This is a genomic window from Streptomyces sp. NRRL S-646, assembly GCF_000720765.1.
Taxonomy (GTDB): domain Bacteria; phylum Actinomycetota; class Actinomycetes; order Streptomycetales; family Streptomycetaceae; genus Streptomyces.
Genome location: NZ_JODC01000012.1, coordinates 94,937 through 113,345, shown reverse-complemented (window position 1 = coordinate 113,345; position 18,409 = coordinate 94,937). Strand labels below are relative to the sequence as shown.

Annotated in this window: 14 protein-coding genes, 1 tRNA gene, 1 pseudogene and 1 riboswitch; of the genes and pseudogenes, 12 read left to right on the top strand and 4 right to left on the bottom strand. The window is 69.1% G+C overall.

Annotated features, from left to right (window positions below):
* The first annotated feature begins 21 nt into the window (after window positions 1–21).
* The gene (locus IH68_RS0131630; RefSeq protein WP_030941817.1) at window positions 22–1,032 is read left to right on the top strand and encodes a nucleoside triphosphate pyrophosphohydrolase; all 1,011 of its coding nucleotides are present in this window, start codon (window positions 22–24) and stop codon (window positions 1,030–1,032) included.
* Here the strand turns inward: IH68_RS0131630 and IH68_RS0131625 are convergent.
* On the bottom strand, window positions 997–2,235 hold the full coding sequence (locus IH68_RS0131625) for a cytochrome P450 family protein (protein ID WP_030941815.1): 1,239 nt from the start codon (window positions 2,233–2,235) through the stop codon (window positions 997–999). The two genes, IH68_RS0131630 and IH68_RS0131625, sit on opposite strands and share 36 nt — an antisense overlap.
* Before the next feature lie 218 nt (window positions 2,236–2,453).
* On the opposite strand from IH68_RS0131625, the gene IH68_RS0131620 reads away from it, so the two are divergent.
* The 6 genes and pseudogenes from IH68_RS0131620 (at window position 2,454) to IH68_RS58395 (ending at window position 8,274) form a co-directional block, all read left to right on the top strand.
* Window positions 2,454–3,434, top strand: coding sequence for a transglycosylase family protein (locus IH68_RS0131620; protein WP_030941813.1), 981 nt, complete (start codon window positions 2,454–2,456; stop codon window positions 3,432–3,434).
* Between the two features lie 196 nt (window positions 3,435–3,630).
* Window positions 3,631–3,799: riboswitch (cyclic di-AMP (ydaO/yuaA leader) on the top strand.
* Window positions 3,800–3,803: 4 nt separating this feature from the next.
* Entirely contained in the window at window positions 3,804–4,490 is a 687-nt protein-coding gene (locus tag IH68_RS0131615) for a transglycosylase family protein (protein ID WP_030941812.1), read from the top strand.
* A gap of 293 nt (window positions 4,491–4,783) precedes the next feature.
* On the top strand, window positions 4,784–6,070 hold the full coding sequence (gene eno / locus IH68_RS0131610) for a phosphopyruvate hydratase (protein ID WP_030941810.1): 1,287 nt from the start codon (window positions 4,784–4,786) through the stop codon (window positions 6,068–6,070).
* 110 nt (window positions 6,071–6,180) lie between these two features.
* Window positions 6,181–6,657, top strand: coding sequence for an FtsB family cell division protein (locus IH68_RS0131605; protein ID WP_030941808.1), 477 nt, complete (start codon window positions 6,181–6,183; stop codon window positions 6,655–6,657).
* 45 nt (window positions 6,658–6,702) lie between these two features.
* A pseudogene (locus tag IH68_RS58400) lies at window positions 6,703–7,104 on the top strand (DUF501 domain-containing protein); the annotation flags it as partial.
* A gap of 258 nt (window positions 7,105–7,362) precedes the next feature.
* Window positions 7,363–8,274, top strand: coding sequence for a Ppx/GppA phosphatase family protein (locus tag IH68_RS58395; RefSeq protein ID WP_051833841.1), 912 nt, complete (start codon window positions 7,363–7,365; stop codon window positions 8,272–8,274).
* 15 nt (window positions 8,275–8,289) lie between these two features.
* Here the strand turns inward: IH68_RS58395 and IH68_RS0131595 are convergent, their stop codons facing one another.
* Window positions 8,290–8,559, bottom strand: a complete 270-nt coding sequence (locus IH68_RS0131595; protein WP_030941804.1) for a DUF3761 domain-containing protein — start codon at window positions 8,557–8,559, stop codon at window positions 8,290–8,292.
* Window positions 8,560–9,125: 566 nt separating this feature from the next.
* Between IH68_RS0131595 and IH68_RS0131590 the strand changes: the two genes are divergently transcribed.
* Window positions 9,126–10,508, top strand: a complete 1,383-nt coding sequence (locus IH68_RS0131590; RefSeq protein ID WP_030941802.1) for an NAD(P)/FAD-dependent oxidoreductase — start codon at window positions 9,126–9,128, stop codon at window positions 10,506–10,508.
* Window positions 10,509–10,738: 230 nt separating this feature from the next.
* Window positions 10,739–12,034, top strand: coding sequence for an SAM-dependent methyltransferase (locus tag IH68_RS0131585; RefSeq protein ID WP_030941800.1), 1,296 nt, complete (start codon window positions 10,739–10,741; stop codon window positions 12,032–12,034).
* 60 nt (window positions 12,035–12,094) lie between these two features.
* Here the strand turns inward: IH68_RS0131585 and IH68_RS0131580 are convergent, their stop codons facing one another.
* Window positions 12,095–14,623, bottom strand: coding sequence for an ABC transporter permease (locus IH68_RS0131580; protein WP_030941798.1), 2,529 nt, complete (start codon window positions 14,621–14,623; stop codon window positions 12,095–12,097).
* Window positions 14,623–15,396: an ABC transporter ATP-binding protein gene (locus tag IH68_RS0131575; protein WP_030941796.1), complete on the bottom strand. Its 774-nt coding sequence runs from the start codon at window positions 15,394–15,396 to the stop codon at window positions 14,623–14,625. Before IH68_RS0131575 ends, IH68_RS0131580 begins: the two co-directional genes overlap by 1 nt.
* A gap of 414 nt (window positions 15,397–15,810) precedes the next feature.
* On the opposite strand from IH68_RS0131575, the gene IH68_RS0131570 reads away from it, so the two are divergent.
* The 3 genes from IH68_RS0131570 to IH68_RS0131560 all read left to right on the top strand — a co-directional run bounded on the left by IH68_RS0131570 (window position 15,811) and on the right by IH68_RS0131560 (window position 18,372).
* Window positions 15,811–15,897 (top strand) — tRNA-Leu (locus IH68_RS0131570).
* Between the two features lie 175 nt (window positions 15,898–16,072).
* On the top strand, window positions 16,073–17,248 hold the full coding sequence (locus IH68_RS0131565; protein WP_030941794.1) for a 4-hydroxybenzoate 3-monooxygenase: 1,176 nt from the start codon (window positions 16,073–16,075) through the stop codon (window positions 17,246–17,248).
* Window positions 17,249–17,478: 230 nt separating this feature from the next.
* Complete coding sequence (locus IH68_RS0131560; RefSeq protein WP_030941792.1) at window positions 17,479–18,372, top strand: Bax inhibitor-1/YccA family membrane protein; 894 nt, start codon at window positions 17,479–17,481, stop codon at window positions 18,370–18,372.
* The last annotated feature ends 37 nt before the right edge of the window (window positions 18,373–18,409 follow it).

Below are 18,409 nucleotides of genomic sequence, written 5' to 3'. Positions count from 1 at the left end.
GCTGTGCGTTACGTTCGGATCGTGAACGCAACCAGCTCCGAACAGGCCCCCGGCCGCATCGTCCTGCTCACCACCAGCCACCGCGTCGCGCCCGGCCTGCTGTCCTGGCCCGCCTGGCAGGCCCTGCACGCCGCCGACCGTGTGCTGTGCTCGGACGGCGCCCACCCGCAGCTGCCGTATCTGCGGGAGGCGGGCATACGGATCGACGACGCCGCCCCCACCGCCGAGGAACTGGTCGACGTGTGCGCGGGCGGCCGCACGGTCGTCGTGGTCGCGACCGGTGAGGGCGAGCCGGCCCTCACCGACGGCCTGGCCCGCCTCGCCGGCTCCGGACGCGTGCAGATGCCGGACCTGGAGCTGCTCCCCGCCTCCTACGACCTCCCGGGCGCCCGCCTCCTGGACCTCGTCCAGGTCATGGACCGCATCCGCGCCGAGTGCCCGTGGTCGTCCCAGCAGACCCACAAGGGCCTGGCGAAGTACGGCATCGAGGAGGCGTACGAACTCGTCGAGGCGATCGAGGAGGGCGACCGCGACGAACTGCGCGAGGAACTGGGCGACGTCCTGCTCCAGGTGGTCTTCCACGCCCGTATAGCCGAGGAGGACCCGGACGCCCCCTTCTCCGTCGACGACGTGGCCGCCGGGATCGTCACCAAGCTCATCCACCGCCACCCGCACGTCTTCGGTGACGAGACCGCCTCCACACCCGAGGAGGTCAAGGAGCACTGGCTGCGCACCAAGGCGGTCGAGAAGCAGCGCACCTCGGTGACGGAGGGCATCCCGCTGGGCCAGCCGGGCCTGGCCCTCGCGGCGAAGCTGGCCTCGCGGGTGCGGACGGCGGGCCTGGAGGTTCCGCTGCCCCAACTCGAAGGCGTCGGTTACGAGTTGCTCGCGCTGGCGGTGCGCGCCGAGGCGGCGGGCGTGGACCCGGAGGCCGCGCTGCGGGCGGCGGCCCGGGCCTACCGGGACGCGATCAAGGAGACGGAGGGCCGGAGCCGGTCAGGCGGCGGTGAACCGCACGGGCAGGTCTCGTAGTCCGCGCATGATGAGCCCGCCCCGCCAGCGCAGATCGGCGGGGTCTGCGGCGAGCTCGAGGTCGGGGAGGCGGCGCAGCAGGGTCTCCAGGGCGGTGCGGCCTTCGAGACGGGCCAGGGGCGCGCCGAGACAGTAGTGGATGCCGTGGCCGTATCCGAGGTGCTGGTTGTCCCGGCGGGAGAGATCGAGGGTGTCGGGCTCCGAGAAGCGGGCGGGGTCGCGGTCCGCCGCGGCCAGGACGACCAGGACGGGGTCGCCGGTGGCGATGCGCTGCCCGCCGATCGTCAGCGGCTCGGTGGCGAAGCGCCAGGTGGCCAGTTCCACGGGACCGTCGAAGCGGAGCAGTTCCTCTATACCGGTGTCGAGCAGTGCGCTCTCACCGCGCCCGATCGATTCCTGGAGCCGCTGCCGCTGCCCCGGATTGCGCAACAGCGCGTAGGTCCCGTTGCCGATCAGGTTGATGGTGGTCTCGAAGCCGGCGAAGAGAAGCACGAAGCACATCGCGGCGGCCTCGTTCTCCGTGAGGTGCTCGCCGTGGTCGGAGGCGCGGATGAGGCCCGAGATCAGGTCCTCGCCGAGGTCGCCCCGCTTGCGGTGGATGAGTTCGGCGAGGTAACCGCGGATCTTCTTCACGGAGCGGGCGACGCCGCCGCGCGGGCCTCCGCCGTGCCGGATCATCATCCCCGCCCAGTCGCGGAAGTCGTCCTGGTCCTCGCGCGGGACCCCGAGCAGATCGCAGATCGCATGGATGGGGAGGGGGAACGCGAAGTCGTGGATGAGATCGGCCTCGCCGTGCGGCGCGAACCGGTCGATGAGGTCGTCCGTCAACTCCTGCACGCGCGGCGCGAATTCGGCCACCCGGCGGGGGGTGAACGCCTTGGAGACGAGACGGCGCAGCCGGGTGTGGTCCGGCGGGTCGATATTGAGCAGATGCGTCATGAGATTGGCGCTGCGCTCACCCGGGATACCGGTCCTGCTCTTGCCCTGCGCGTCCTCGGCGTGATGCTCGGGGTTCTTCGAGAGCCGCCCGTCCGCGAGTGCCTGACGTGCGTCGGCGTAGCGGGTCACCAGCCATGCCTCGACCCCGCTGGGAAGTTTCGTCCAGTGGACGGGGGAGTGCTCGCGCAGCCAGGCGTAGGCCGGATACGGGTCGCCGGCGAATTCCCAGGTGAAGAGTTCGGGAGCGGTGTTCGGGACGTTCACAGGACGACCGTATCGGGAGCCCGCTGGTGGATGCGCCGCCGCGGCGAACCGGTCAATGGTGACGCGCGCTCAAGTCTGTGATCTTCACGTGATCTACGCGGCATTAACTTGTGACAAGTGATCGGCAGCCGTTAGGTTCACGGACCAGCGCGGTGGTCTCGAACGCCTGTCGGTGTCATGCACCGCGCGGTTATTGCTGTCTTGCGAAAGGTCTCCGCATGCTCTCCGGGAACGGTCGACACCGTCGCCCCCGTCAGGCTCCGGCTCTCCTCGTCGCGGCCGGAGTGACCGGCTCCGCCATCGCGATCCCGCTCTTCGCCGCGGGCGGCGCGAGCGCCGCCGACGGCACCACGTGGGACAAGGTGGCCCAGTGCGAGACGGGCGGCTCCTGGAGCGAGAACAGCGGCAACGGGTTCTACGGCGGGCTCAAGTTCACCCAGGAGAACTGGGAGAAGTACGGCGGCCTCGACTACGCCCCCAGCGCCGACCTCGCCAGCCGCAACCAGCAGATAGCCGTCGCCGAGAAGCTCCTGGACGACCAGGGCGTCGGCGCCTTCCACACCTGCGGACTGACCTCCGGGCTGACCAAGGACTCGGGTTCGGCCGACATCGACACCGGTGTGCTGGACGGCGGTTCCGGTTCGTCCGATTCATCCGGGGCGTCCGACTCAACTGGTCTGTCCAACTCCTCGGGCAGCGCTTCCAATGAGTCCTCTTCGTCGGATTCGTCCTCCGGCTCGTCCTCCAGCGCCTCCCCTTCGTCTTCCGCGAGTGCGTCGGACAACTCCACCGAATCCGGTACATCTGCCTCGCCGTCCACCTCTCCGTCCAAGAAGGCGACGGGCAACTCGCAGGGTGGCGACAGCTCGTCCACGGGCAACGTGAAGGGTGACGACTCGGACAATTCCGAGCCGCCGGCGGCCACTTGGAACCTCGTCGACACCGGTGCGATCGGCACCGGCCGCCACCGTGGTGCCAGCGCCGAAGAGACTGCCGGCAAGGCCGCCGACAAGACAGAGACCGACAGCCGCACGGACGACACGTACACCGTCCACGCCGGTGACACCCTCGCCTCCATCGCCGACTCCCTTGACCTGGACGGCGGGTGGCGGGCGCTCTACGCCGAGAACAAGAAGGCCATCGGCGCCGACCCGAACCACATCTTCGCCGGTCAGACCCTGAAACTCGGTACCGAATAGGGCGAAAAGCAACGGGAGTTCACGTCACACTTCGCCACCGAATGTCCGGTTTGGTGAAAGTGTGGGATGAGTCTCAGAAGCCCTGATCGTCTTTGAAATTCGACGGATCGCGTGTCTACCGTCGTCACCGCTCGTCAACACGAGCCCCGGCTGCCGCAACGCCGAATCCTGCCAGCGGCCGTACGGGAACAGTCGTCGCTTAACAGCGCCGTAGGCAGGAGCGGGGGACCCAAGGTAGGCGCCGTACCGGGCAGTTGACGGACGGCTAGGGGTGTAGCCGTGTCTCGTGAAAGCGAGGGCACGGCCGGGCAACTCAACCGGCCCGAACCCGACAGCTCACCTCGCAGGCGTCGGTGAGGGGATCGAACCATGCTGTTTTCCGGTAAGGGCAAGCACCGTCGTCCGTCCAAGGCCACCCGCGCCGCCGCGCTGGCCGGCGTGACCGGTGTCGCCATCGCCGCTCCGCTGATGGCGGCCGGCAACGCCTCCGCCGCCACCGCCTCCGAGTGGGACAAGGTCGCCCAGTGCGAGTCCGGCGGCAACTGGTCCATCAACACCGGGAACGGCTACTACGGCGGCCTGCAGTTCTCCGCCTCCACCTGGGCCGCGTACGGCGGCACGCAGTACGCCGCGCAGGCCAACCAGGCCAGCAAGTCCCAGCAGATAGCCGTCGCCGAGAAGGTCCTCGCCGCGCAGGGCAAGGGCGCCTGGCCGGTCTGCGGCACCGGCCTGTCCGGCGCCGCCTACAACGGCGGCAGCGCCTCCGGCAGCTCCGGCAGCTCGTCCTCCAGCAGCAGCCACTCCTCCGAGCAGAGCGCCTCCCGCTCCACCGAGCGCCCGACGGTCAAGAAGTCGACCAAGACCGTCACCACCCCGACCGGCAAGAAGGTCAAGAAGGGCGACGGCGAGTACAAGGTCGTCAAGGGCGACACCCTCAGCTCGATCGCCGAGAAGCACGGCGTCAAGGGCGGCTGGCAGAAGCTGTTCAAGCTGAACAAGGACATCGTCTCGGACGCCAACCTCATCTACCCGGGCCAGCAGCTGCACCTGAAGTGACACAGGGCTGACGGCCTGCTGAACCACAGCGCCCTCACAGTCGTGTCCCCCATCATGGAGGACACGTGAGGGTCACCCCCGTCCCCCACGGGCTCCCCGCTCCGGTGCGTGTTCCCCCGTACGCACCGGGGCGGGGTTCTTTTTGCCCCCGCTCTTTGTTCCGTTCGGAAACAATTTACTCTCGGTTCTGCCCAAGAGGTGGTCGGCAACGTGGCCGATCGGCCTCAGGCGGTTAGGCTCATCCCGCAGAGCCGCTGCGCTACTGCCGTAGCCGTGTCACATCCAAGAAGGAGATGCTCGTGCCGTCCATCGACGTCGTCGTAGCCCGGGAAATCCTCGACTCGCGAGGGAACCCCACCGTCGAGGTCGAGGTCGGCCTCGACGACGGCAGCACGGGTCGTGCCGCCGTCCCGTCCGGCGCCTCCACGGGTGCCTTCGAGGCCATCGAGCTCCGCGACGGTGACCCCAACCGCTACCAGGGCAAGGGTGTCGAGAAGGCCGTCCTCGCCGTCATCGAGCAGATCGGCCCGGAGCTGGTCGGCTACGACGCCACCGAGCAGCGCCTGATCGACCAGGCCATGTTCGACCTGGACGCCACCGACAACAAGGGCTCCCTCGGCGCCAACGCCATCCTCGGCGTCTCCCTCGCCGTCGCCCACGCGGCCTCCGAGGCCAGCGACCTGCCGCTCTTCCGCTACCTGGGCGGCCCGAACGCGCACCTGCTGCCGGTGCCGATGATGAACATCCTGAACGGCGGCTCGCACGCCGACTCCAACGTGGACATCCAGGAGTTCATGATCGCCCCGATCGGCGCGGAGTCCTTCTCCGAGGCCCTGCGCTGGGGCGCCGAGGTCTACCACACCCTCAAGAAGGTGCTGAAGACCAAGGGCCTGTCCACCGGCCTCGGCGACGAGGGCGGCTTCGCCCCGAACCTGGAGTCCAACCGCGCCGCGCTCGACCTCATCATCGAGGCCATCAAGCAGGCCGGCTACGTCCCCGGCGAGCAGATCGCGCTCGCGCTCGACGTCGCCGCGTCCGAGTTCTACAAGGACGGCAAGTACGAGTTCGAGGGCAAGTCCCGCTCGGCCGCCGAGATGACCGAGTACTACGAGGAGCTCGTGGCGGCCTACCCGCTCGTCTCCATCGAGGACCCGCTGTTCGAGGACGACTGGGCCGGCTGGAAGGTCATCACCGACAAGCTGGGCGACAAGGTCCAGATCGTCGGCGACGACCTCTTCGTCACCAACCCGGAGCGCCTGGCCCGCGGCATCGAGGAGGGCTCCGCGAACGCCCTGCTCGTCAAGGTCAACCAGATCGGTTCGCTGACCGAGACCCTGGACGCCGTCGAGATGGCCCAGCGCAACGGCTTCAAGTGCATGATGTCCCACCGCTCCGGCGAGACCGAGGACGTCACCATCGCCGACCTCGCCGTCGCGGTGAACTGCGGCCAGATCAAGACCGGTGCCCCGGCCCGTTCGGACCGCGTCGCCAAGTACAACCAGCTGCTGCGCATCGAGGAGATCCTCGACGACGCCGCGGAGTACGCGGGCCGCAGCGCCTTCCCCCGCTTCAAGGGCTGAGCCAACGGCTGACCCACTCTGGGCTAAGCCTTAGCCAGTCGTACGTACGTCCCCGTACCGGTCCCGTACCGTGTGCGGGGACGTACGCACGTGTGACGGGAGGCGGGGACATGGCCGTGAAGGACCGGGACCGGTTCTCCACCGCGACCAGGATCAGGCTGCTCGGCGAGCAGACGGCGGCCCGGGTCTACCGCTCCCAGACCAAGCGGCAGGCCCGCCGGTCGCGGCTGACGGGCCGGGCGGCGCTGCTCGCCCTGGTGCTGTGCTCGATGGTGGTTGCCCTCGCGTACCCCATAAGGCAGTACGTCTCCCAGCGCTCCCAGATCGCCGATCTCCAGCGGCAGAAGGAGCAGGCCAGGGCGCGGGTCGAGCAGCTGCGCGACCTGAAGGCGCGCTGGCAGGACGACGAGTACGCCGAGCAGCAGATCCGGCTGCGGCTGCACTATGTGCTGCCCGGGGAGACCAGTTACGTCGTGATCGACCCGAACACCGCCAAGCAGTCGCGCTTCGAGCAGGGCGCGGGCCACCGCCCCTGGTACACGAACGTCTGGGACGGGGTCGACAAGTCGGACGCCTCCGACCAGTGATCAGAACCTCCGACCAGTGAACCGACAGAGGAATTCAGTAGAGGCATGGATACGCCCCCGCCGCCCACCCCGCGCACCGAGCCCACCGACGCCGACGTCGAGGCCTTCAAGCAGCAGCTCGGGCGCCCGCCGCGAGGGTTGCGTGCGATCGCGCACCGGTGCCCGTGCGGCCAGCCGGACGTCGTGGAAACGGCGCCACGGCTGCCGGACGGGACGCCCTTCCCGACGACGTACTACCTGACGTGTCCGCGCGCTGCCTCGGCGATCGGCACGCTGGAGGCGAACGGCGTCATGAAGGAGATGACGGAGCGGCTCGGGACCGACCCGGAACTCGCCGCCGCCTACCGCGCCGCGCACGAGGACTACATCGCGCGCCGTGACGCCATCGAGGTCCTGGAGGGCTTCCCCAGCGCGGGCGGCATGCCCGACCGGGTGAAGTGCCTGCATGTGCTGGTGGGCCACTCGCTGGCCGCGGGCCCCGGCGTCAACCCGCTGGGCGACGAGGCGATCGCGATGCTGCCGGAGTGGTGGCTGAAGGGACCGTGCGTGCAGCCGTTGGTTGCCCCCGACCCGGCGGACGAGCTCCCCGAGGAGGAGGGCGAGGTCACCGACCCCACCGAGGTCCGCAGCGGCTTCTTCGCGTACGCCCCCCTCGTCCCCGCCGGCTTCAGCCGGGTCGCCGCCGTCGACTGCGGTACGAACTCCATCCGGCTGCTTGTTGCGGACGTCAATCCGACCACCGGTGAACTGCTGGAGCTCGACCGGCGCATGACGATCGTGCGGCTCGGGCAGGACGTGGACCGGACCGGCCGGCTGGCCCCCGAGGCGCTGGAGCGGACGTTCGCGGCGTGCCGGGAGTACGCGGAGGTGATCCGTGAACTGGGCGCCGAGAAGGTGCGGTTCGTGGCCACGTCGGCCTCCCGGGACGCCTCGAACCGCGACGACTTCGTACGGGGCGTCGTGGACATCCTGGGTGTCGAGCCCGAGGTCATCTCCGGCGAGCAGGAGGCCGAGTTCTCCTTCACGGGGGCGACAAAGGAGCTGACGGGCCGTGACGACCTGGCCAAGCCGTACCTCGTCGTGGACATCGGCGGCGGCTCGACCGAGTTCGTCGTGGGCGACGACCAGGTGCGCGCGGCGCGCTCCGTCGATGTCGGGTGCGTGCGGATGACCGAGCGGCACCTTGTTCGGGACGGCGCCGTGACGGACCCGCCCGCCGAGGAGCAGATCGCGGCCATGCGGGCCGACATCGAGCGGGCTCTCGACCTCGCCGAGGAGACGGTCCCGCTGCGCGAGGCGCGCACGCTGGTCGGGCTCGCCGGGTCCGTGACGACCGTGTCGTCGATCGCGCAGGAGCTGCCCGAGTACGACTCCGAGCGCATCCACCACTCCCGGATCTCCCTCGACAAGGTCCGCGAGATCACCGAGTGGCTGCTGCACTCCACCCACGCCGAGCGCGCGGCCGTCCCCTCCATGCACCCGGGACGCGTCGACGTCATCGCCGCGGGGGCCCTCGTACTGCTGTCGATCATGGAGCGGATCGACGCCGAGGAAGTCGTGGTCAGCGAGCACGACATCCTCGACGGGATCGCCTTCAAGGTGGCGGAAGGCGTCTGACGATCCGGCCGCGGCCTACTTGAACCAGTACCGGACGCCGTGGTGGTGCGAACAGGTGCCCTGCGAGTGCCGCGAGTAGGACAGGGCGGCGTCCTTGCACTTCGCTGTCTCGTACTTGTCCTTCGGCCTCTGGTGGTGCGTCCAGCCGCACACGCCGGTGGTGTGGTGGACGCAGTGGTGGGACGTGTTGGTGGACGGCAGAGTCGCCGCGGAAGCCGTCGGTGCGCTGATGAGGACGCCGGCGAGGGCGACGGTGATCGCCGAGGCAGCAAGACGTGCGCGCATAGGAGTTCCTCCCCCTTGTGGTGCTTGGCAGCGGGAGCTTATAGCGGTGTGAACGACTTGTGGTCTTTGTTGGAGAAGTCATGGAGGCGGCTTTTCGTCCCCGCTCGCCGGGCCGTGGCGTAGGTCTCGATTGTTACCGATCGGTAGCTCTCGGACGAGCAGGTCGGATAGCGTATGAGCGTGCCCGAGGGGCCTTTCGGGGCCTCTCGGCGACACGCCGCCAGGAAAGTTCGTGAAGTTCTTCACAAGGAATTCCGCCCTGTGGAAGCACGAAAAGGGTCCGGTTGGGCCTCCCGGGGGCCCAACAGGCCCTTGAACGTGTTCAGAAGGGGTATGGGAAGCTTCTCTGGAGGGCGCCGACGGAGGGGCGTTGCGGAGGGCTCACGACACCTCCGGTGACGCGGAGGGGCAGCTCACGCGGCATTGACAACGGGACGTACCGCCCCGCGCGGTCCTCGCCGTGACCTGCCCCGCGACAGCGAGTCGCGGAGGATAACACACCCCCTGCAAGAGCTTGTGAAGGGGCGCACGAGCGACCCCCCTGGGGCAGGTGGATACTCGATGGCATGAGCACCACGGAGCGTCCCAGGATCCTCGTAGTAGGCGGTGGGTACGTAGGCCTGTACGCAGCTCGGCGCATCCTCAAGAAGATGCGCTACGGCGAGGCGACCGTCACGGTCGTCGACCCCCGGTCGTACATGACCTACCAGCCCTTCCTCCCCGAAGCCGCCGCCGGCAACATCTCCCCGCGCCACGTCGTCGTCCCGCTGCGACGCGTGCTGCCGAAGGCGGAGGTTCTCACCGGCCGGGTCACCACCATCGACCAGGACCGCAAGGTCGCCACGGTCTCGCCGCTGGTCGGCGAGGCCTACGAGCTGCCCTTCGACTACCTGGTGATCGCGCTCGGCGCGGTCTCCCGCACCTTCCCGATCCCCGGTCTCGCCGAGCAGGGCATCGGCATGAAGGGCATCGAGGAGGCCATCGGCCTGCGCAACCACGTCCTCGAGCAGCTGGACAAGGCCGACTCCACGAACGACGAGGAGATCCGCCGCAAGGCGCTCACCTTCGTCTTCGTCGGCGGCGGCTTCGCCGGTGCCGAGACCATCGGTGAGGTCGAGGACCTGGCCCGCGACGCGGCCAAGTACTACAAGAACGTGTCCCGTGAGGACATGCGCTTCATCCTCGTCGACGCCGCCGACAAGATCCTTCCCGAGGTCGGCCCCAAGCTGGGCACCTACGGCAAGGAGCACCTGGAGAGCCGCGGTGTGGAGATCTACCTCTCCACCTCCATGGACTCCTGCGTCGACGGGCACGTCGTGCTGAAGAACGGCCTCGAGGTCGACTCCAACACGATCGTCTGGACCGCCGGCGTCAAGCCGAACCCGGTCCTGTCCCGCTACGGCCTGCCGCTCGGCCCCCGCGGTCACGTCGACTGCGCCCCGACCCTCCAGGTCCAGGGCACCGACTACATCTGGGCCGCCGGCGACAACGCCCAGGTCCCGGACCTCGTCGGCCGCAAGGCGGGCAACGAGAACGCCTGGTGCCCGCCGAACGCACAGCACGCGCTGCGTCAGGCCAAGGTGCTCGGCGACAACGTGATCTCCGGTATGCGGGGCTTCCCGCAGAAGGACTACAGCCACGGCAACAAGGGCGCGGTTGCGGGTCTCGGCCTGCACAAGGGCGTCGCGATGATCGTCATGGGCAAGATGAAGATCAAGCTCAAGGGCCGTCTCGCCTGGTACATGCATCGCGGCTACCACGGTCTGGCCATGCCGACCTGGAACCGCAAGGTCCGCGTCTTCGCCGACTGGACCCTCGGCATGTTCCTCAAGCGCGAGGTCGTCTCCCTCGGTGCGATGGAGCATCCTCGCGAGGAGTTCTACGAGGCCGCCAAGCCGGCCCCGGTCGCTGCCGCGCCCAAGGAGAAGACCGAGGCCAAGGCCTCCTGACCGGCTGCGGTCGCTGAACCATCCGAAGGACCTCCCGCCATCCGTGGTGCGGGAGGTCCTTCGGCGTTCCCGGGGGCTGCGCCCCCAGACCCTCCTTCGGCCTGAACGGCCTCGTCCTCATACGCCGGACGGGCTGAATATGTAACGCGCATGGGGGACTGCGCAGGGACCCCATTTTGTTTATACGTGGTGTTGGACTTTCCGGGAGCGCTGTCACGGAGGTGTGCGCCATGGCCGAAGCCGCACTGCGGCTGAAGAGCCTCGTCGAACAGTTGCTGGGGATCCCGCTCCCGGTGCGCATCCGCGCCTGGGACGGTTCGCAGGCAGGCCCGCCGGGCGCACCGGCGCTGGTCGTGCGGAATCGGCGGGCGGTACGGCGGCTGCTGTTCAAGCCGGGGGAGCTGGGGCTCGCACGCGCCTGGGTCGCCGGGGACCTGGACATCGAGGGGGATCTCTACGCCGCCCTCGACCTGATGTCGGAGCTTGTGTGGGAGCGTGGGGAGGACGCCAGGAGCCTGCTGCAGATGGTGCGCGACCCCGAGGTGCGCGCCGCCGCCCGCGGCCTGGTGAAGGTCGCCGGGCTCCCGCTGCCGCCCGCCCCGCCCCGCGAGGAGGTCCGCAGGACCCGCGCCCATCTGCACACCAAGCGCAGCGACCGGCGCGCCATCAGCCACCACTACGACGTCGGCAACGACTTCTACGAGATCGTCCTCGGCCCGTCGATGGTCTACTCGTGCGCCTACTGGCCCAGTCCCGACGCCACCCTCGAGGACGCGCAGCGCGACAAGCTCGAACTCATCTGCCGCAAGCTCGATCTGACAGCCGGTCAGCGGCTGCTCGACGTGGGCTGCGGCTGGGGCTCGCTGGCCATCCACGCCGCCCGCGAGTACGGGGTGCGCGTCGTCGGCGTCACGCTGTCGCAGGAGCAGGCCGCGTACGCCCGCAAGCGCGTCGCGGGCGAGGGGCTGACCGACCGGGTCGAGATCCGGGTGCAGGACTACCGCGACGTCCCCGACGGGCCGTACGACGCCATCGCCTCCGTCGGCATGGCCGAACACGTGGGCGCCGAAAGGTACTTGGAGTACGCCGAGGACCTGTACCGCCTCCTGAAGCCCGGCGGGCGGCTGCTCAACCACCAGATCGCGCGGCGGCCGCAGCGCGACGAATCCTCGTACAGGGTCGACGAGTTCATCGACGCCTATGTCTTCCCCGACGGCGAACTCGCCCCCCTCGGCTCCACCGTCGGGCAGCTGGAGCGCGCCGGGTTCGAGGTGCGCGACGTGGAGGCGATCCGCGAGCACTACGGGCTCACCCTGCGCCGCTGGGTGGCCAACCTGGAGGCCGACTGGGCCCGGGCGATGCGGCTGGCCGGGCCCGGCCGCGCCCGCGTCTGGCGGCTGTACATGGCCGCCTGCGCCCTCGCCTTCGAGCGCAACCGCATCGGCGTCAACCAGGTGCTGGCCGTGCGAACACCGGAGGGCGGCGACTCCGGGATGCCGCTGCGCGCCCGCACCTGGGGGGCGTGAGTCCCGTACGTACGAAGGGGCCCCGTCCGGCGAGCGAACGGGGCCCCGACTCGGGTACGGCTACTCGGACTTGATCGCCGTCAGCATGTTCAGCCGCGCCGCCCGGCGGGCCGGCCACAGGGCCGCCAGGACGCCGACCGTCGCCGCCAGCAGGAGGAAGACGGCCATCCGCGCCCAGGGCAGGACCAGCTCGTACGTCGCCATCTTCGTGCCGAGGAGCTCCCCGGCCGCCCAGCCGAAGAACACGCCCAGGCCGATGCCGAGCACCCCGCCGAAGAGCGAGATGACGAGCGACTCCAGACGGACCATCCGCTTGATGCCCTTGCGGTCCAGGCCGATCGCGCGGAGCATGCCGATCTCCTGCGAGCGCTCGAAGACCGACATGGCCAGGGTGTTGATGACACCGAGGACGGCGACGATCACCGCCATGGCGAGCAGGCCGTAGAGCATGTTCAGCATCAGGGTGAACATCTTCGCGATGTCGTCGGACAGGTCCTGCTTGCTCTGGACCTTGATGGCCGGGTTGGTGCCGAGGGCCTTCTCCAGCTTGTCCTTGGTCGCGTCGGAGGCGCCGTCGGCGGTCCTGACCAGGACCCGCATGTCGCCGGGGTCGGTCATGTGCGGGGTGACGACGTTCTTGTCGAGCAGGATGCCCCGGATCAGGTCGTTGCCCTCGTAGACGCCGGAGACCGTCAGACGGGAGGACTTGCCGTCCTCGTAGTGCGCGGTGAAGGCCGAACCCGCCTTCCAGCCATGGGACTTGGCGGTGTCCTTGTCGACGACGACCTGCGTGCCGCCCACCTTGAAGGTGCCGCCCGCGACCTTGAGGTCGGTCAGGTCGGCGATCGCCGAGCCGTTCACGCCGGTCAGGGACTCGCCCGTGCCGTCGATGCGCGAATAGACGTTGCGCAGGGGGCTGGTGGCGGTCACTCCGTCGGTGGTGTCCAGCTTGTTGTCGACGTCCGGGGAGAGCTCGTTGCCGTTGGCCATGGAGACGACGTAGTCGGCCTTGATGGCGGACGAGGCCATCTTGTCGATCGACTTCTGCAGGCTGCCCGCCATCACCGTCATGCCGGTGATGAGGGTGAGCCCGATCATCAGCGCGGAGGCGGTGGCGGCCGTGCGGCGCGGGTTGCGCACCGAGTTCTGGCGGGCGAGCTTGCCCGAGACGCCGAAGATCCTGAGGACCGGTGCCGCGGCAGCGATCAGCGGGCGGGACAGCAACGGCGTGAGGATGAAGACGCCGATGATGAGCAGGACCGCGCCGAGACCCATCGGGGCCTGGCCGTCCGAGCCGTCCATCGTGGTGGCCGCCAGGACGGTCGCGACGCCCGCGGCGCTGAACAGCGCGCCCAGCGTGTTGCGCAGCACCAGCGACTTGGTGGTCGCCTTCGCGTGCACGCTGCTCATCGCGGCGACCGGCGGGATCTTCGCCGCCCGGCGGCCGGGCAGCCAGGCGGCCAGCATGGTGATGACGACGCCGACCGCGAGGGCGGTCGCGACCGTGCCGGGCGAGATCACCAGCGGCCCGTCCGGGACCGTGGCGCCCAGCGTGTTCATCAGGGAGCGCAGTCCGGCGCCGATGCCGATGCCCGCGACCAGTCCGGTCACGCCGGCGACCACGCCGACCACGAAGGCCTCGATCAGCACGGACCGGGTGACCTGGCGGCGGGAGGCTCCGACGGCCCGCAGCAGGGCCAGTTCCTTGGTGCGCTGGGCGACCAGCATGGTGAAGGTGTTGGCGATGATGAACGTGCCGACGAACAGCGCGATACCCGCGAACACCAGCAGGCCCTGCTTCAGCCCGCTCATCGACGCGGAGATCTGCTCGGCCTGGTCGTCCGCGAGCTTCTTGCCGGTCGTGGTCTCGACGAGCTTCGTCCCGAGGGCGTTGTCCAGTCCGGCCTTCAGCGCGGTCTGGGAGGTGCCGGAGGCGGCCTTCACATCGATCTCGTCGTACGTGCCGGGCTTGCCGAACAGCTTCTGTGCGGTGGCCGTGTCGTAGAGGGCGAGGCTGCCGCCCGCGGCGACGTTGCCGTCGTCGGTGGTGAAGATGCCGCTGATGGTCGGGGTCAGGACCGGGCCGTTCACAGAGAGGCGGACCTTGTCGCCGACCTTGTACCCGGCGCGCTCGGCCGTCTTCGCGTCGATGGCGACCTGGTTCGCGCCGTGCGGCGCACTACCGGATTTCAGCGGGTACCGGGCGTCCTTGTCCCCCCAGTAGTTGCCGCCCTGGGACTGGAAGCCGCCGCCGATGAGCTTGCCGTCCTTGTCGGCGATGGCGGTGAAGCCGCTCACGACGCCGACCGCGGACGCGGCCCCCGGTACCTTCGTGCTCTTGTCGAGCATGGCCTGGGTCAGCTCGGGCGTCCTGCTGATCGTGTTGCCCTCGTCCTCCTGGGACTTGGCGGACACGGCCACGTCGACCCGGTCGAAGCCCTTGGCCGAACTGTTCTGGTAGGCATCCGAGATGGTGCTGGTGAAGACCAGGGTTCCCGACACGAACGCGACGCCGAGCATCACGGCGAGCACGGTCATCAGCAGCCTGGCCTTGTGCGCGAATACGTTGCGCAGGGCGGTGCGGAACATCAGCTGGTACGGCCCTTCGCGTCGAACTGCTTCATGAAGTCCAGGACCGACTCCGCCGTCGGGCCGTACATGTGGTCGACGATCCGACCGTCCGCCAGGAAGACCACCCGGTCCGCGTACGCAGCCGCCACCGGGTCGTGGGTCACCATGACCACCGTCTGTCCCAACTCCCGTACGGAGTTGCGCAGGAAGCCCAGTACCTCGGCGCCGGAGCGGGAGTCGAGGTTTCCGGTCGGCTCGTCGCCGAAGATGATGTCGGGCCGGGAGGCGAGCGCGCGGGCCACGGCGACGCGCTGCTGCTGGCCGCCGGAGAGCTGGGCCGGGCGGTGACCGAGACGGTCCCGCAGCCCCACCATCGCGATGACCCTCTCCAGCCACTGCTTGTCGGGCTTGCGGCCCGCGATGTCCATCGGGAGGGTGATGTTCTCCAGGGCCGTCAGCGTCGGCAGCAGGTTGAACGCCTGGAAGATGAAGCCGATCTTGTCCCGGCGCAACTTGGTGAGCTGCTTGTCCTTGAGCGAGCCCAGCTCGGTGTCGCCGATGCGCACGGAGCCGGAGGAGAAGGTGTCGAGACCGGCCACGCAGTGCATGAGGGTGGACTTGCCCGAGCCGGAGGGGCCCATGATCGCGGTGAACTCGGCCTGCCGGAAGTCGACGGAGACCCGGTCGAGGGCGACCACCTGGGTCTCGCCCTGTCCGTAGATCTTCGAGAGATCCGTGGCTCGTGCGGCCACGGTGCTGGTGGACCGGTCGGCGACGGGTGTGGTGGTCACGGAAAGGAACTCCTCGCGGGACGACGTCTTGAAGGGGACGTGTCCCATCGTGGTGGCCGGAGTCTGCCGTGTAGTCAGCCGCTGTTCCGGTTCCCGGGGGCGACTTCGGAGGGACCCGGGTCCGCCGTGTCATACCTGGGGATGACGGGGACCCCTGACGCCCGTGCGCCGACGGCCCCGGCAAGCGCTTGCGTCGAGAACCGGTGGAGCACCCTCGTTCGGGCGGTGAAATTCCGTCATTCCGCATGCACCGCCGACCGTCGCACGTAAGGCTATTGGCAAGTGCGGATGGCCCGTTCCATGGGCTGATGCACCCTCAGACGTCAATAAAATAAGACAACATCGGTCCCCCGTTCCGCTGTTCGGGGGATGTATCCCGATAGGCTCGGAACCTCGACGCGGAGCCCATGGCCTGCCCGGATGGTGGAATGCAGACACGGCGAGCTTAAACCTCGCTGCCCCTACGCGGGCGTGCCGGTTCAAGTCCGGCTCCGGGCACCACCATGTCGTCGATCCGTGGCGATCCCTGCATCCTGCATTGAAGACTTCACCGCGCGACCCGTTGACATCGGGCGTGAGTGGACGGAAACTCACGTCAGAAAATTGGTGAAGTAAATTTCACTGTACGAACTTGCTTGACGTCACCGCAACGCCGCGACGACCAAAGGATGCAGGGATGCGCACCACCGTCGGCATCATCGGAGCCGGCCCCGCCGGCCTCCTCCTCGCCCGGCTGCTCCACAACGCCGGCATCGACTCGGTCGTGCTCGAGAGCCGCGACCGCGCCTACGTCGAGCAGCGCCAGCGCGCCGGGATCCTGGAGCAGGGCACGGTGGACGTGCTGCGCGCGGCCGGCGCCGCCGAGCGCATGGACCGCGAGGGGCTGCGTCACGACGGCATCGAGCTGCGGTACGCGAAGAAGCGCCACAGGGTCGACTTCCCCGCCCTCACCGGCGGCCGGTCCGTGATGGTGTACGCCCAGACCGAGGTGTGCAAGGACCTCATCGCCCTGCAGCTCAAGGAGGGCGGCCCGCTGCTGTTCGAGGCGGAGGCACTGGCCGTCGAGGACGCGGACGGCGACAGGCCGCGCGTCCGGTTCCGGCACGAGGGCCGTGAGTCCGTCCTGGAGTGCGACTACGTCGTCGGCTGCGACGGCTTCTGGGGCGTGGCCCGGCAGGCGGTCCCCGCCTCGCTCTCCCGTGTCTTCGAGCGGACGTACCCCTTCGGCTGGCTCGGCATCCTCGCCGACGTGCCGCCCTCGCACGACGAGCTCGTCTACGCCCGCCACGACCGCGGCTTCGCCCTCCTGTCCATGCGCTCCCCGTCCGTCTCCCGCCTCTACCTCCAGGTGCCCGAGGGCACGGACGCCGAGAGCTGGAGCGACGAGGAGATCTGGGCCGAGCTGGAGCGCCGCTTCGAGACCGAGGACGGGTGGCGGCTGGAGCGCGGGCCGATCACCCAGAAGTCGGTGACTCCGATGCGGTCGTACGTCCATGAGCCGATGCGGTACGGCCGGCTCTTCCTCGCCGGGGACGCGGCGCACATCGTGCCGCCGACCGGGGCGAAGGGGCTGAACCTGGCCGTGGGGGACGTCGTGACGTTCGCGCGGGCACTGACGCACCAGAAGGACACCGGTTCGGCGGAGCTGCTCGACGCCTACTCCGAGACCTGTCTGCGCCGGGTCTGGCAGGCCGAGCGGTTCTCGTACGACATGACGACCCTGCTGCACCGTACCCCCGACGCCATGCCCTTCGAGGACCGGCTGCAGCTCGCCCGGCTGGAACGCATCGCCTCCTCGCGGGCGGCCGAGACCGACCTCGCCGAGGGGTACACGGGCTTCCCGCTCCACTGACGTACGGACGGCCGGCGTACGGATGGCGTAAGGAGCTGATCTCCGGCGGGTTCCGGCCATGTCGCAGCTTGGTCATGAATGGGGCCCCGCGGTGAGGGGAATCACGGATCCGCGTAGCGTGTTGCGCACCACGACGAGGGAAAGATCCTCCCCAAGCACTAGGGTCAATCCTTTGCCTACCCATTACCCTTGATGCTCAAGGCCGCGCACGGCGGCCATGGAGGAGTGCAATGAGGAGCAGAAACCCGGTCTTCTCGCGACGGGGGTTCAGCCGCGACAACGGCTACGCGGGCTTCAACGCCGCGCCGCAGGCCGGGGGACCCGCCGTCGCCACGCAGGGCAACCCGTACGCCCAGCCGACCGGCAACCCGTACGCGCAGAACCCCTACGCCCAGCAGGACCTGCAGCAGGGCGCCCCGCCGCAGGCGCCGGCCACCACCGGCCGGATGACGATGGACGACGTCGTGCTGCGCACGGCGACCACGCTCGGCACGCTGATCGTGACGGCCGCGCTCGCCTGGGCGCTGCTGCCGGTCGACGACGCCCACATCGGCCGGTCCTACGGCATCGGCATCGGCGCCGCGCTGATCGGCATGGTCCTGGCGTTCGTCCAGTCCTTCAAGCGCACGGCCTCGCCGGCCCTGATCCTGTCGTACGCGGCGTTCGAGGGCGTCTTCCTCGGCGTCGTCTCCAGCATCGTCGACAACCGCATCGCGAGCGGCGCGGCCATGCAGGCCGTGATCGGCACGATGGCGGTCTTCGCCGCGGTGCTGGTCGCCTACAAGGCCGGCTGGATCCGCGTCAACCGCCGCTTCTACGGCTTCGTGATGGCGGCCGCGCTCGGCTTCGTGCTGCTGATGATGGTGAACATGCTGTTCGCCGTCTTCGGCGGCGGTGACGGCCTCGGCTTCCGCAGCGGCGGTCTCGGCATCTTCTTCGGCGTCATCGGTGTCATCCTCGGCGCCTGCTTCCTCGCCCTGGACTTCAAGCAGGTCGAGGACGGCATCGCCTACGGCGCGCCGAAGAACGAGGCGTGGCTGGCGGCCTTCGGTCTGACGCTCACGCTGGTGTGGATCTACATGGAGTTCCTGCGGATCATCGCGATCCTCAACAGCAACGACTAGCCGTACGGCTGGTTCGGCTGACATGAGAAGGGCCCCG

Bases quoted from the DNA above. Each gene is read 5' to 3' on its own strand.
- IH68_RS0131620 (WP_030941813.1), top strand. From the start codon at position 2,454: ATGCTCTCCGGGAACGGTCGACACCGTCGCCCCCGTCAGGCTCCGGCT.
- IH68_RS0131615 (WP_030941812.1), top strand. From the start codon at position 3,804: ATGCTGTTTTCCGGTAAGGGCAAGCACCGTCGTCCGTCCAAGGCCACC.
- eno (WP_030941810.1), top strand. From the start codon at position 4,784: ATGCTCGTGCCGTCCATCGACGTCGTCGTAGCCCGGGAAATCCTCGAC.
- IH68_RS0131605 (WP_030941808.1), top strand. From the start codon at position 6,181: ATGGCCGTGAAGGACCGGGACCGGTTCTCCACCGCGACCAGGATCAGG.
- IH68_RS0131595 (WP_030941804.1), bottom strand. From the start codon at position 8,559: ATGCGCGCACGTCTTGCTGCCTCGGCGATCACCGTCGCCCTCGCCGGC.
- IH68_RS0131590 (WP_030941802.1), top strand. From the start codon at position 9,126: ATGAGCACCACGGAGCGTCCCAGGATCCTCGTAGTAGGCGGTGGGTAC.
- IH68_RS0131585 (WP_030941800.1), top strand. From the start codon at position 10,739: ATGGCCGAAGCCGCACTGCGGCTGAAGAGCCTCGTCGAACAGTTGCTG.
- IH68_RS0131580 (WP_030941798.1), bottom strand. From the start codon at position 14,623: ATGTTCCGCACCGCCCTGCGCAACGTATTCGCGCACAAGGCCAGGCTG.
- IH68_RS0131565 (WP_030941794.1), top strand. From the start codon at position 16,073: ATGCGCACCACCGTCGGCATCATCGGAGCCGGCCCCGCCGGCCTCCTC.
- IH68_RS0131560 (WP_030941792.1), top strand. From the start codon at position 17,479: ATGAGGAGCAGAAACCCGGTCTTCTCGCGACGGGGGTTCAGCCGCGAC.